The sequence below is a fragment of the Kibdelosporangium phytohabitans genome (assembly GCF_001302585.1).
Taxonomy (GTDB): domain Bacteria; phylum Actinomycetota; class Actinomycetes; order Mycobacteriales; family Pseudonocardiaceae; genus Kibdelosporangium; species Kibdelosporangium phytohabitans.
Genome location: NZ_CP012752.1, coordinates 119,410 through 132,690, shown reverse-complemented (window position 1 = coordinate 132,690; position 13,281 = coordinate 119,410). Strand labels below are relative to the sequence as shown.

13 protein-coding genes are annotated in these 13,281 nt (G+C 68.0%); 8 read left to right on the top strand and 5 right to left on the bottom strand.

Annotated elements, in window-relative coordinates:
* Window positions 1–81 precede the first annotated feature (81 nt).
* Together AOZ06_RS00630 and AOZ06_RS00625 are read left to right on the top strand one after the other, a co-directional pair.
* Window positions 82–1,302, top strand: coding sequence for an arginine deiminase (locus AOZ06_RS00630; RefSeq protein WP_054287609.1), 1,221 nt, complete (start codon window positions 82–84; stop codon window positions 1,300–1,302).
* A 131-nt stretch (window positions 1,303–1,433) separates the two neighbouring features.
* A complete protein-coding gene (locus tag AOZ06_RS00625) occupies window positions 1,434–1,964 on the top strand; it encodes a ferritin (protein WP_054287608.1) in 531 nt (176 codons plus the stop codon).
* 678 nt (window positions 1,965–2,642) lie between these two features.
* Here AOZ06_RS00625 and AOZ06_RS00620 read toward each other — a convergent pair.
* From AOZ06_RS00620 to AOZ06_RS00600, 5 genes are read right to left on the bottom strand one after another with little or no spacing between them, the layout of a single operon-like run.
* On the bottom strand, window positions 2,643–3,419 hold the full coding sequence (locus AOZ06_RS00620; protein WP_157232742.1) for a superantigen-like protein SSL4: 777 nt from the start codon (window positions 3,417–3,419) through the stop codon (window positions 2,643–2,645).
* Window positions 3,420–3,421: 2 nt separating this feature from the next.
* Window positions 3,422–3,946, bottom strand: coding sequence for a SigE family RNA polymerase sigma factor (locus AOZ06_RS00615; protein ID WP_054296321.1), 525 nt, complete (start codon window positions 3,944–3,946; stop codon window positions 3,422–3,424).
* A gap of 51 nt (window positions 3,947–3,997) precedes the next feature.
* Window positions 3,998–4,345: a DUF952 domain-containing protein gene (locus tag AOZ06_RS00610; RefSeq protein ID WP_054287606.1), complete on the bottom strand. Its 348-nt coding sequence runs from the start codon at window positions 4,343–4,345 to the stop codon at window positions 3,998–4,000.
* Window positions 4,342–5,295 (bottom strand): DUF5926 family protein, encoded by a 954-nt coding sequence (locus AOZ06_RS00605; protein ID WP_179950798.1) that lies wholly within the window; start codon window positions 5,293–5,295, stop codon window positions 4,342–4,344. The genes AOZ06_RS00610 and AOZ06_RS00605 overlap by 4 nt, the downstream gene beginning before the upstream one ends.
* Before the next feature lie 9 nt (window positions 5,296–5,304).
* On the bottom strand, window positions 5,305–6,036 hold the full coding sequence (locus tag AOZ06_RS00600) for a glycerophosphodiester phosphodiesterase family protein (RefSeq protein ID WP_054287605.1): 732 nt from the start codon (window positions 6,034–6,036) through the stop codon (window positions 5,305–5,307).
* 61 nt (window positions 6,037–6,097) lie between these two features.
* Between AOZ06_RS00600 and AOZ06_RS00595 the strand changes: the two genes are divergently transcribed.
* The 6 genes from AOZ06_RS00595 to AOZ06_RS00570 all read left to right on the top strand — a co-directional run bounded on the left by AOZ06_RS00595 (window position 6,098) and on the right by AOZ06_RS00570 (window position 13,269).
* Window positions 6,098–7,252, top strand: a complete 1,155-nt coding sequence (locus tag AOZ06_RS00595; protein ID WP_054287604.1) for a cytochrome P450 — start codon at window positions 6,098–6,100, stop codon at window positions 7,250–7,252.
* Window positions 7,253–7,568: 316 nt separating this feature from the next.
* The gene (locus tag AOZ06_RS00590; protein ID WP_054287603.1) at window positions 7,569–8,351 is read left to right on the top strand and encodes an ABC transporter ATP-binding protein; all 783 of its coding nucleotides are present in this window, start codon (window positions 7,569–7,571) and stop codon (window positions 8,349–8,351) included.
* On the top strand, window positions 8,339–9,115 hold the full coding sequence (locus tag AOZ06_RS00585; protein WP_054287602.1) for an ABC transporter ATP-binding protein: 777 nt from the start codon (window positions 8,339–8,341) through the stop codon (window positions 9,113–9,115). The genes AOZ06_RS00590 and AOZ06_RS00585 overlap by 13 nt, the downstream gene beginning before the upstream one ends.
* On the top strand, window positions 9,112–10,908 hold the full coding sequence (locus AOZ06_RS00580; protein ID WP_054287601.1) for an AMP-dependent synthetase/ligase: 1,797 nt from the start codon (window positions 9,112–9,114) through the stop codon (window positions 10,906–10,908). The genes AOZ06_RS00585 and AOZ06_RS00580 overlap by 4 nt, the downstream gene beginning before the upstream one ends.
* Before the next feature lie 373 nt (window positions 10,909–11,281).
* Window positions 11,282–12,178: a branched-chain amino acid ABC transporter permease gene (locus tag AOZ06_RS00575; RefSeq protein WP_054287600.1), complete on the top strand. Its 897-nt coding sequence runs from the start codon at window positions 11,282–11,284 to the stop codon at window positions 12,176–12,178.
* Complete coding sequence (locus tag AOZ06_RS00570; RefSeq protein ID WP_054287599.1) at window positions 12,178–13,269, top strand: branched-chain amino acid ABC transporter permease; 1,092 nt, start codon at window positions 12,178–12,180, stop codon at window positions 13,267–13,269. The genes AOZ06_RS00575 and AOZ06_RS00570 overlap by 1 nt, the downstream gene beginning before the upstream one ends.
* The last annotated feature ends 12 nt before the right edge of the window (window positions 13,270–13,281 follow it).

Below are 13,281 nucleotides of genomic sequence, written 5' to 3'. Positions count from 1 at the left end.
TATCGTGACCACCACATGTTTGGATCAGAAACGGCGGCCAGGCACGACGATTTGCATAGCCAGCGGCTAGGCTGGGTTCTCGTGACCACAGACGTGCAAGTCCAGGCACAGCCCCGCGTCGACAGCGAGGTGGGCACGCTCCGTTCGGTGCTGCTGCACCGTCCGGGCGCGGAACTGAAACGGCTCACCCCGCGCAACAACGACAAGCTGCTCTTCGACGGTATCCCGTGGGTGGACCGCGCGCAGGAGGAGCACGACGCGTTCGCCGAGGTGCTGCGCGGCCGGGGCGTCGAAGTGATGCTGCTGGCCGACGTGCTCGGCAAGGCGCTGGAGGACGGGCGCGCGCGGACAACCGGCGTGCTGACCGCGGTGGACGAGCGGCGCCTCGGCTACGAACTCGCCGACTCACTGCGCTCACATTTGTCCAGCGTGGACGCCAAAACCCTCGCGCACGTGCTGACGGCGGGGATGACCTTCGAGGAGCTGCCCGTCGCCGAGGGCGCGTCCCTGGTGCGCCGGATGCACTCGCCGTACGACTTCGCCATCGACCCGCTGCCGAACCTGCTGTTCAGCCGCGACTCGTCGGTCTGGATCGGCGACCGGGTCGCGATCGCGTCGCTGGCGATGCCCGCTCGTGTGCGTGAAACGTCGGTCCTGGACCTGGTGTACGCGTACCACCCGCGGTTCCGGCTGTCCGGTCGCGCGTACGGCGCGCACTCGGCCCCGGTCGAAGGCGGTGACGTCCTGCTGCTCGCGCCCGGCGTGCTCGCGATCGGCGTGGGCGAACGCACCACACCGGCGGGCGCGGAATCCCTCGCGCGGTCGGCGTTCAACGACGGTCTCGCGCACACGGTCCTCGCCGTTCCGATCGCGCAGGATCGCGCGACCATGCACCTGGACACCGTGTGCACGATGGTCGACCGGGACGCGGTCGTGATGTACCCGGCCGTGCGGGACACATTGGTGGCATACCCGATGCGGTCGGACGACTCCGGCGGCGTCATCGCCTCCGGCCCCGTGCCTTTCTTGGCGGCGGCGGCCGAGGCAATGGGAATCGAGCGTCTCCGGGTCATCGACACCGGTTTGGACTCGGTCACAGCCGAGCGCGAGCAATGGGACGACGGCAACAACACCTTGGCACTCGCGCCGGGCGTGGTCGTGGCCTACGAACGCAACGTGGAAACCAACGCCCGGCTGGAGGACGCGGGGGTCGAGGTGCTCCGCATCAGCGGCTCTGAGCTGGGCTCGGGCCGCGGCGGGCCACGCTGCATGTCGTGCCCGATCAACCGCGACTCGGCCTGAGGAATTTAGGAATGCCTAACCTGAAATTAGGTTGACTTAATTTCTGTTAGGCTTTCCTTATTCCAGCACAATCGACTGGTTTTACGCCACATTATTTGGTCCGCGCGGGTCGCGCGAGTTATCGTGGAAATATGACCAGCAAGTTCTACCAGCTTCTGCAGCAGCAGATCCGCAACGAGTTCACGGCGTCCCAGCAGTACATCGCGCTGGCGGTGTGGTTCGACGACCAGGACCTCCCCCAGCTGGCGAAGCACTTCTACCACCAGGCGCTGGAAGAGCGCAACCACGCCATGATGATCGTGCAGTACCTGCTGGACAACGACGTCAAGGTGATCATCCCGGGCGTCGACGACGTCCGCAACGACTTCGCCGAGGCAGCCGAACTGGTCGAGCTCGCACTCAACCAGGAGCGCCAGGTCACCGACGACATCGTGGCGCTGGCCAAAGCCGCCCGCGACGAGGACGACTACAAGGGCGAGCAGTTCATGCAGTGGTTCCTCAAGGAGCAGGTCGAGGAAGTCTCCTCGATGTCCACGCTGCTCAACGTCGTCAAGCGCAGCAACGGCAACATGTTCGACGTGGAGACCTTCGTGGCCCGCGAGTCCGTCGGCGACGGCGGCTCGGACGCCGGTGCCCCTCGCGCCGCAGGCGGCTCGCTGTAAGACATCGCTCGATGAGGCCGGACGGCGTCCGGCCTCATCGGACTGTCCTACCGGGTCACTTCGCGAGCTTTCCGAACGATCACCTCGGCGACAGTGATGGCCTGATCACAGGCGACATCCGGCTTCTGCGTGACACGCGTTTCGACGCTCTGCGCGTCGGTGAGGCCGACGACCAACCAGCACTCGTCTTTTCCAAGCGCTGAGGTGACCGCGGGCTGGCCGCCTATGGTGCGTGCGACCGCGCTGTCCGATGGCCACTTCGCTTCGCGGCGATGGATCCCGTGTCCTGACGTATCCCAGGGCCCTGGCTTGATCGTCGGTGAACAGGTCACACGGCTTGTCGCGGTACCCGCCGGCGTCGAGCGCGGGGATCGCCGGCCGTCGACTCGGTGTCACCGAACTCCGCGGCGCGACACAACGTGGGTCGTCGGCAGAGGATCCGGCCGCGTCACGCCATGCCCCTGCCGCCGCGGTTGAGCCTTTTCTCGATCTCGCTCACGCGTCCACGCTCCGCGTTCTTCTCCGCGACGTACTGGGGTGGCAGTGGCTCGTAGAGGTCGACGGGTTCTCCCGTGCTCGCACGTTGACCGTTGAACTCGGCGGTGAGGCCGTCGAGCGCATGCCCGAACTACTGGAACAACCCGAAAGTCGTCTTGAGGTGCTCCGCTGCCGGATCGGTTAACCGACGCAGTCCTGTTGGTTCGCCAGCAGTGCGATGCTGGTGATTTTTCCGGAGGCGAAGGTGAATTTGTACTTCGCGCCGGGGTTTCCGGGGACTGACACCGTGCTGCCGGTGAAGTCGCGGTACGTGGCTTTCACCGAGTCCGCGGGGGAGCCGATCGTGATGTCCTCCGGGGTGGTCGCTTCCGCGCGGTAGACGAGGGCGACCACTTTCCCGCTTTGGCCGATGTACGCCGTTCCTGTCGCCGATTTCGTCGGGAGGGACGAGCAGCCGACCGGTTCCTTCACCGTTGTCGGGACTCGTCCGCTCGCGCTCAGTTCTTTCTGGGTGTCGCCCAGCCGGATCGTGCCGTCGCCGGTCGGTCCGAGGACCACGCCCAGTCTCGCTGTGGGCGGCTGGCCGGTCGCTTTCGTTGTTCCCGGGGGATCCAGGGGTGCGTTGGGTGAACTGGTGACGTACTGGGAGGGGCCTGGGGCCGTTGTCGCGGTGGATTCCGGGCGCGGCTCGACGGAGGTCGGCTGGGTGCTGTCGATGGGCAGGTCGGATGACGGTTGGGTCGCCACGCCGCTCGACTGCGGGCTCGACTGGGTCAGCACGAGCGCGCCGCCCGCCAGCATCGCCGCGCTCAGCACTCCCGCCGCGGACATCGTCACCATCCGGCGGCGGCGCAGCCTGCTCGCGCCCGCGACCACGTTCGACTCCGCTTCGGGGGCGACGCGCACGTCCAGGCGTTCGTCCTTGAACAGGCGCTTGAGCTCGTCTTCGAGGTCCATCTTCAGCACCTCCCTTCTTCCGTTGCCCGCAGGCGGGTCCGCAGACTCGCCATCGCCTTGCTCGCCTGGCTCTTCACGGTTCCCGCGCTCACGCCGAGGGCCGCGGCGATCTCCGCCTCCGACAGCCCGTCGTAGTAGCGCAGCACTATTACCGCACGTTGCCGTTTCGGCAGGGCTCGCAGCGCCTGCCACAGCGGCTCGTTGTCGAACCGGTCCCGGGTCGCCGCGGCCGCGATGTCCGGCAGGTCGGCGACCAGGTTTTCCCGGCGAGTCCGGCGCCACCTGCTGATGTGCGTGTTGGCCATGGCACGGCGGGCATAGGCGAGCGGGTCACCGGTGTTGCGCACGACACGCGTCCACCGTGACCCGAGCTTCTCCAGCACGGTCTGCACCAGGTCCGCCGCGTCGTGGGGGTTGCCGGTGAGGGCGTGGCCGTAGCGCAGCAGTCCCGGCAGGGCCGCCTGGACGAACTCGCCGAAGTCATCCACGCCGTAGCTCGCCCCCAGGTCGGGGTTGAGCGTTCCCACCGTCACATGCTGGACACGCCCCAGCTCGCGCTGGGGTTGCCTCGAGTTTGCTCACCGGTTCGCGAGCACCGCGGGCAGCGTGAAGGTCCCGTCCGGCCCCGGCGGGAAGTCGATCACCTCGACCACCGCGTCCGGGTTGATCGGGCCGTAGACGTGCGGGAACCACGGTCCTTCCGGCGGCCCGACGAGCGGGCGTTCCCACTTCAGCTCGGCGTCCAGCCGGGCCGGGTCGATCACCAGCAGCACCAGGTCGGTCCGGCCGCTGAACAGCGCGTTCGCGGGCAGGTGCACTGTGCCGAAGTCCGAGCAGTGCACGAACCCCTCGACCTCGAGGGATTCGGCACGGTAGTCGTCGCCCTGTGGTGGCCACTCGGCACGGCCACACATGTGCAGAATCACCTGATCGTGACCTGCCTGCCGATCAGGCCGTCCCTGGCGCGGCGCTCGTCGCTGGTCAGCGGCTTGTCGTTGAGCGCTTCGGCCAGCCGGGCGCCGAGCTCCGCGACGGGCTTCTCCCACTCGCGCGAGTGCATCTCGTTGTCCAGGTCCCACACCGGCACCAACAGGCCGTGCGCGCGGAACGAGCCCGCGTACTTCGAGCCTTCGCCGAGCGTCAGGCCACCGGCGGCGCTGAGCCGGGCCAGTGCGGCCATCAGCTGCTCTTCCGGCTCCGGGCGCACCCAGCGCAGGTACGCCTTGTCGCCGGCGAGCGTCCAGTACGCCGCGTCACCGACGCGCTGCGTCGGCATGATCGCCTCGTTGGCCCGCTCGAGCGACAGCGCGACCTCGCCGGTCGCCTCGGTGTTCTCCGCGAGCCACCAGTTGAAGTTGTCGTGGATCTCCGGCTCGAACGGCGCGTCCGCGACGAGGATGTCCTGCAGCCGCTCGGTGCGCTCGTCGTCCTGTGCGACCACGCTCAGCACGTCACCCGGCTTCGCGTCCTGCGTCCACAGGATCGACCTGGCGACGTCACGGCTGATGTCCAGCGACCGGGTCTGCACCTGCAGCCCGATGAACGCCTCTTCCGACTCGTCCCCGCGGACCAGGCCCGCGGAGGCCAACGGCAGCACGGTGCCCAGCGTGACCGGGCGCTTCGGCTCGGACGCGAGCTTCAGCCGCACGGTCGCGGACGGGACGAACTCGCGCAGCGCGACGAGCTCGCACTCACCGGCGAGTCCTTCGAACGGCCGCGCGACGGCGACCTCGGTGACGCCGCCCGGCGCGCCGTGGCACGCCTTGTAGCGCTTACCCGAGCCGCACGGGCATGCCTGACGCGGGTTGATCCCTTCGTCACCGGCAGCCGAACGCCGTGCTCTCCTGGCCTGCTTCGCCCCGGCGCCCTTGCCCACAACAACTCCCTATCTCGACGGTTCGGACTCCGGGACCGTACCGCGCAGAACTTCCAAGGTCGCGGCGGGCTTGTTGGTCGCCACGAACCGGACCCCGAGTCGCTTGCAGAGCAGCACATCCTCGGGCTCGTCCACGGTCCAGCAGTACACCGGCCTACCCGCACGCTCCACATACGTCGGATCGGCACGCAAACGTTCAATCGACGGCCCGGCGTAGTCGCCGATGCGGGGCGCCAGCCGGGTTCCGCTGAGCATCACCGTGGGCAGTTGCGGCGCGTGCCGTTGCACTCGGCGGACCGCCTGCTGGGAGAAGGACATCACCACGATCGGTGACTCTTCCTTGTTGGCGGGCCTGGCCAGGCTGTGCCGGGCGAGCAGGGCCACCAGCTTCGCTTCGACCAGCCCGCCGTAGCGGACCGGGTGCTTGGTCTCGACGAACAGCCGGACACCGGGCGTCAACAGCTCGAGCAGCGACTCCAGGCGCAGGACACCGGGCTTGTCCTCGTCGCCCCAGCGCAGTTCGTCGAGCTCGGACAAGGTCATCACGCTCACGACACCGCGGCCTGTCGACGTCCGGTCGACCCGGCGGTCGTGCACGCAGACGAGCTCGCCGTCGCGAGTCAGCCGGACGTCGCACTCCAGGCCGGTCGCGCCCTGCTCCAGCGCGAGTTGGTACGCGGCGAGCGTGTGCTCGGCCAGGTCGGCGGACGCGCCGCGGTGTGCGACGACTTCGGTCAACACAACGCGATCGTCGCACGAGCCATCTGGCGACCGTGTGAACTGCGGCCATACGGTTGCTGACATGCCGTTCGACCTCCATGACCCCGGATTCGTCGCCGACCCGTACCCGACGTTCGCGGCAATGCGCGAGAAAGCCCAGGTCCACGCCCATCCCGACCTGGGCGTCGCGGTCGCGGTGTCGCACGCGGCGGCGTCGGAAGTGCTGCGCAGCCGCAGTCTCGGCCGGATCTGGCACGACGCCACGCCGGTCGAGCAGTTCACGTCGTTCAACCTGCTGCACCGCAACTCGTTGCTGGAGAACGAGCCGCCGACGCACACGCGGCTGCGGCGACTTGTATCGGCCGCGTTCGGCCGCGGCCACACCGAGCGGTTGCGCCCGTGGGTCGACGAGCTGGCCGGGCGGCTGGTGGACGATCTGAAAGGCGGCGGTGACCTGCTGGAGAAGCTGGCGGCGCCACTGCCGGTGGAGGTGATCGCCGAGCTGCTCGGGGTGCCGGGGGCGGACCGGTCGAAGCTGGTGCCGTGGTCGAACGCGATCGTGAAGATGTACGAGTACGGCCTGCCGGAGGAGTCGCGCCGCAAAGCCGAGGAGGCGGCGAGTGAGTTCGTGGCGTACCTGCGTGACCTGGCCGCGCAACCGGCGCCGGGCAGTTTGATCGAGGACCTGGTCGCCGCGCACGACGGCGAGAACCTCGACCAGGACGAGCTCGTGGCCACGGCTGTGCTGTTCCTGATGGCCGGGCATGAGGCGACCGTGAACGTGATCGGCAACGGCGTCGTGGCGCTGATGCGCAACCGGGACCAGTGGCAGCGGCTGGTGGACGACCCGCCGCTGCTGCCGACGGCCGCCGAGGAGCTGATCCGTTACGACGCACCGCTGCAGATGTTCGAACGCACCGCCACCGAGGAGGTCACGATCGCGGGCCACACTGTGCGGCCTGGCGAGAAGATCGCCGCGCTGCTCGGCGCCGCGGCGCGCGACCCGCAGGTGTTCGACCGGCCGGACACCCTGGACATCGGCCGCAGCCCCAACCCGCACCTGGGTTTCGGCGGCGGGATCCACTACTGCGTCGGGGCGCCGCTCGCCCGGGTGGAGATCATGGCCGCGCTGAAGGCGTTGACCACGAAGATGCCGGACCTGCGGCTGGACGGCGAGCCTGAGCGGCGGCCGGAGTTCGTGATCCGCGGCCTGCGCACGCTCCGGGTGACCGGCTGACCCCCCCGACCAGGCAAGACCCTGCCCGGCTCCGGCGCCTGGAACCGCTCCCAGCCACCCCCACACCCCGCCGCCGCCTGAAGGGGGACCCCTGATTCCAGGCTATGGCGGGTGGGGGTGTGGGCGGAAGCCCGGCGGGGGCGGGGCTGTGGACAACTACTCGCTGTGGACAACTCGGGCCGATCGAGCCACGTCCTGTTGCGTCAGGTCACGGTTCAGCCTGATGCTTGCTCGGCCGTCAGACGCGGCGTTACCTTCCGACAGTGATCTAGGTCACGAATGCCCGGTTTGCCTGGTGCACAGGAAGGGCGCGCGGATGCTGGCTGTCAGCAACCTGGAAGTTGTCTACGACGACGTCGTCCTGGTCCTGCGCGGGCTGAGCCTGCACGTGCCGGACGGGGCGATCGTGGCGGTGCTCGGCGCGAACGGCGCGGGCAAGACCACGCTGCTGCGGGCGGTGACCGGCCTGCTCGGGCCGCACCGGGGCAAGATCACCAAGGGCACGGTCCGATTAGCCGGCGGCGACATCACCGGCGCGGACCCAGCGGCGATCGTCCGCGGAGGCATCGCGCAGGTCCTCGAAGGCAGGCGTGTGTTCGCCGAGATCACGGTGGACGAGAACCTGCGCGCCGGTGCCTACACGCGACGCTCCCGTACCGAGGTCAAAGAGTCCTACGCCCGCGTGCTCGACCTGTTCCCCGTCCTGGCCCAGCGCCGCAAGTCCATCGCCGGGTACCTGTCCGGCGGCGAGCAGCAGATGCTCGCGATCGGCCGCGCGCTGATGGCGTCCCCGAAACTGCTCCTGCTCGACGAGCCCTCCCTCGGCCTGGCGCCGCGCCTGGTCGAGCAGGTCCGCGACATCGTCGTGCAGATCAACCAGCAGGGCACGAGCGTACTGCTGATCGAGCAGAACGCCGTGATGGCGCTGGCGATCGCGAACTTCGGCTACGTACTGGAGAACGGCAAGGTCGTCAAGGACGGCCCGGCTGCCGACCTGCTGGCCGACGAGGACATCCGCGAGTTCTACCTGGGTTCCGGTGAGCGCCGGTCGTTCGCCGACGTGAAGAGCTACCGGAGGAGGAAGCGTTGGAGCGCCTGACACCGTTGCTCGAAGTACGGGACCTGGTGTTGCGGTTCGGCGGGGTCACCGCGCTGGACGGCGTGAGCTTCGACGTCGGCGCGGGTGAACTGTTCGCGATCATCGGCCCGAACGGCGCGGGCAAGACGTCCATCTTCAACTGCCTCAACGGTGTCTACCGCCCGCAGCAGGGCACGATCACACTCGGCGCGACGAGGCTGAGCGGGAAGTCGCCCGCGTCGATCGCGGCGCTGGGGGTGGCGCGGACGTTCCAGAACCTCGGGCTGTTCGAGCACCTGAGCCTGATCGACAACCTGATGCTCGGCCGCCATCACCTGATGAGCACGGGAATGGTCTCCGGGATGCTCTGGTGGGGCCGGGCCAAGCGCGAGGAACTGGCGCACCGCGAGGCCGTCGAGTCGATCATCGAACTGCTGGAACTGGAGTCGTACCGGCGGATGCCCGCCGGGCTGCTGCCGTACGGCGTGGCGAAACGGGCCGAACTCGGCCGTGCGCTGGCGATGGAGCCGACGCTGCTGCTGTTGGACGAACCCGTCGCGGGGATGAACCTCGAGGAAACCGAGGACATGGCCAGGTACCTGACGGAGGTCCGCAGGCGCCTGCCGTTGACGATGATCCTGGTCGAACACGACATGCGGCTGGTGATGGACCTCGCGACCCGCGTGCTGGCGCTGGACTTCGGCGTGGTGATCGCGTCGGGCACACCGGCCGACGTGCAGGACGACCCGCAGGTCATCGAGGCCTACCTCGGCGGTGCGGCATGAGCACCGCACTGCGTCAGTCCGAAGTCGACATATCAACACTCCCGGCCCGGCTGCTGGAACTGGCGGCGACACAGCCGAAAGAAGTCGCACTGCGGCACAAACTCTGGGGCCGCTGGCGGGAGACGACCTGGGCCGGGTACGCCGCGCAGGTCGCCCGAACCGCCGCCGGGTTACGCCGGCTCGGCGTGGCAGCGGGGACCAGAGTGGCCATCCACGCCGAGAACCGGCCCGAATGGCTGCTCGCGGACCTTGCCGTGCAAGGACTCGGCGCGGTGAGCGTCGGGATCTACCCGACGTCACCGGCGGCGGAGATCGAATACCTGCTCGCCCACGCCGCGGTCTCGGTGCTGATCACCGAAGACGAGCAACAGCTGGACAAGGTGCTCGCCGTCCGGCAGAACCTGCCGGACCTGCGGCACATCGTGGTGATCGACCCGCGAGGCGTGCGCGCGGAGGGGATCCTGACCTTCGCGGACCTGATGGCCGACGACGACGGTTCCTACGCGGCCACGGTGTCCTCCTTGGATCCGTCAGCGCCCGCGATCCTCGTGTACACGTCAGGAACGACCGGGCCGCCGAAAGGCGCGGTGATCTCGCACGCCAACCTGGTGGCGTCCGGCCGCAAGTTCGTCGACGCGCTCGGCGCCGGCGACCGTGACGAGGTGCTGAGCTACCTGCCGTTGTGCCACATCGCCGAGCGGTTGATCTCGGTGATCGACGCGGTGTGGGCGGGCTCGACGGTGAACTTCGGCGAAGGCGGCGAGGCCTTCGCGCAGGACCTGCGCGACGTCCAGCCGACAGTGTTCCTCGGCGTGCCCCGCGTGTGGGAGAAGATGATGGCCGGGGTGGAGATCCGGATGTCGGACGCCTCCCGGCTCAAACGCCTCGTCTACAAGGCTTGCCTGCGCCAGGGGCGGCGGATCGCACCCCGCCGGATGTCCGGCCGCACCTCGCCCGCGGACAAGATCGTGCTCGCGTTGTGCGAACTGCTGGTCTTCCGGCCGTTGCGGCTGAAACTCGGCATGTCACGCGTCCGCGTGCCGGTGTCGGGGGCCGCGCCGATCGCGCCGCAGGTCCTGGAGTACCTGTGGGCCGTCGGAATCCCGGTTCTCGAAGGCTACGGACAGACCGAGAACACAGCGATCTGCACCCTGACCCCACCGGGCGACGTGCGGCTCGGCACCGTGGGCCGCGCACTGCCCGGCGTCGAGATCCGGATCGCCGACGACGGCGAGATCCTCACCAGATCAGACGGCGTGTTCCAGGGATACCTCGACGACCCGGCGGCAACCGCGGCGACAGTGGACACCGACGGCTGGCTGCACACGGGCGACGTCGGCACCCTGTCGGACGACGGATTCCTGACGATCACGGACCGCAAGAAGGACATCATCATCACGGCGGGCGGGAAGAACGTGTCACCGTCGGAAATCGAGAACCTGCTGAAGGTGTCGCCGTACGTCCGGGAAGCCATGGTGGTCGGCGACCGCCGCAAGTACCTGACAGCCCTGGTCGGCATCGAACTGGACACCGTCGGCAACTGGGCCACCCGCAGAGGCCTGGCGTACACGACATACGCCGACCTGTCCGACAAACCGGAAGTGCACGCGCTGATCGGGAACGTCGTGAGCGCGGCGAACAAGGAACTGGCACAGGTGGAGCAAGTCAAGCGCTTCGCGCTGATCGGCAAGGAACTCGACCACGAGGACGGCGAGCTGACAGCGACCCAGAAGGTCAAACGCACCGCGATCGAAAAGCGCTTCCACGCGGAAATCGAGGCGATGTACACATGACGCCCCCGCCCACCTCCCCACCCAAAACCTGTCCCGCACACCAACATCCCCCACACCACAGTCCCCCACCCAACCCGGGGGGCGGCCCTGCTCCAGTCTATCGGGGTGGTGGGGGCGGCGGGATGTACCTCGTGCGCGCTGTGGACAACTCGGGGCTTGTGGATAACCGGGGTTGGCGGGCCTTCGCCGCAGCCTTTCCGTTGGTGGCTGGCGGTAGGCTGGATTCCGGGGGCCGGAGGTCGCCGGAGACAGTGAACCGGAGGTCGCCCGAGACGGCGAACCAGAACCAGCCGGACACAGCGAACCAGAAGCGGGAGTTGGGCCGGAAGCGACTGCGGCTGACGTGTTGCGAAGCGCCGTGGTTGGTGGGGCGATGACTGCCTTCCTGCAGAACTGTTTCGCCGGGCTGGCGTTGGGGTCCACCTACGCCTTGGTCGCGCTGGGTTTCGTGGTCATCTTCAAGTCCACCGGGGTCATCAACTTCGCGCAGGGTGGGTTGCTCGCGCTCGGGGCCTATCTCGGGTACACGTTCTCCAACAACCTGCTGCTCGCGTTCGGGGTGGCGATCTTGCTGGCTTGTCTGGTCGCGGCGGTGGTGGGGGCAGGGTTCGAGCGGCTGGTGTTGCGACGGATGGTCGGGCAGCCGCCGTTCGCGGTCATCATGATCACTATCGGGCTGCTGTTCGTCCTTGAGCCCGTCATCACGGCTATCTGGGGTTTCGACAACCTTCAGGTGCGCAATCCGTGGAACATCCACACCGTTGAGGTCGGTGGGCTGGTGTTCGGGGTCAAGGATTTGTGGACGATCGGGCTCACTGCCGCTGTTGTCGTCGGGTTCTTCCTGTTCTTCAAGTACTCGTCGCTCGGGTTGGCGATGCGTGTGACCGCGTTCGACCCGGAGGCCGCGTTGGCGCAGGGCATCAGTGCCAAGAAGATCTACGCTGTTTCGTGGGCGATCGCGGCGGCGTTGGCTGCGCTGGCTGGGATCGCGATGGCCGCTGGGCCTGGTGGGTTGTCGCCTTCCATCGGGTTCATCGCGCTGGCCGCTTTTCCCGCCATGATCGTCGGTGGGATGGATTCGCCCGCCGGGGCTGTGCTCGGTGGGTCGCTGATCGGGCTGGCCGAGGCGTTGACGCGTGGCTACCAGGACCAGTTGTTCTCCTGGGCCGGGGACAACGTGTCCGTCATCGTTCCGTACATCTTGATGATCGTCGTTCTGCTGATCCGGCCTTACGGGCTGCTGGGAACCAAGGACGTGAGGCGAGTCTGATGGCCAAGCCGCACCGCGATCTCGTCCGGGACTACCGGCAGGACCTCCGGCTCTTCGGTTCGCCGACGGCCAGGGCCGGTCTGGTCGCCATGCTCGTCGGCCTGGTGATGCTGCCGATGGTGGTTCAGGACGACTTCTGGCTCTCCGTTCTCGTCTACGTCGGCATCACGGCTGTCGGCGCGATCGGGCTCAACCTGCTGACTGGCTACTGTGGGCAGATTTCGCTCGGGCACGCGTTCTTCATCGGCGCGGGGGCGTACGTCACCGGCTGGGTCGGCAGCGATCTCCCGCTCTACCTGTGGTTGCCGGCGGCGGCGCTCGTGGGCGGGATGCTCGGTGCGGTGATCGGGCCGTTCGCCTTGCGGCTGCGCGGGCACTACCTGGCGATCGTCACGTTGGGGCTGGTGTTCATCGGTGAGCACCTGTGGCGCAACTGGCGCGGTTTGACCGGCGGCAACTCCGGTACGTCCATCAACGCCCAGGTGGCGCTCGGGCCGGTCGACTTCAACCGGGTCGAACTGGCCGGTGAGGTGTATTCGCGCAACCAGGGCTACTTCTGGCTGGTGTGGGTGCTGGTCGCGATCGTCGCGTTGCTGGTCAAGAACCTGGTGCGGACCAGGCCGGGGCGGGCGTTGCAGGCGGTCCGCGACCGGGACCAGGCGGCTGAGGTGATCGGGGTGCGCGCGGGCCGGTACAAGATCGGCGCGTTCGTCGTGTCCAGTGCGATCGCGTCGGTCGCCGGCGCGCTTTTCGGGTCGTACCAGCAGTTCGTCAGCCCGGACGAGTGGAATCTGCTGTTGTCCATCCAGTACATCGCGATCGTCATCGTCGGCGGGCTCGGCACGGTGTTCGGGTCGATTCTCGGTGCGGTCTTCGTCGGGGCGCTGCCCGCGCTGATCGACCGGTTCGGCGACGCCATCCCGGGGGTGCGCACCGGTGTCGGCGGTGAGGGGTTCATCAGCGTCTTCGCGTTGAACCAGGCCATCTTCGGGGTGCTGATCGTGCTGTTCCTCGTCTTCGAGCCACGGGGTCTCGCAGGGATCTGGTTGCGGATCAAGGCTTACTTCAAGTCTTGGCCATTCTCGTACTAGGAGGCCGTCACC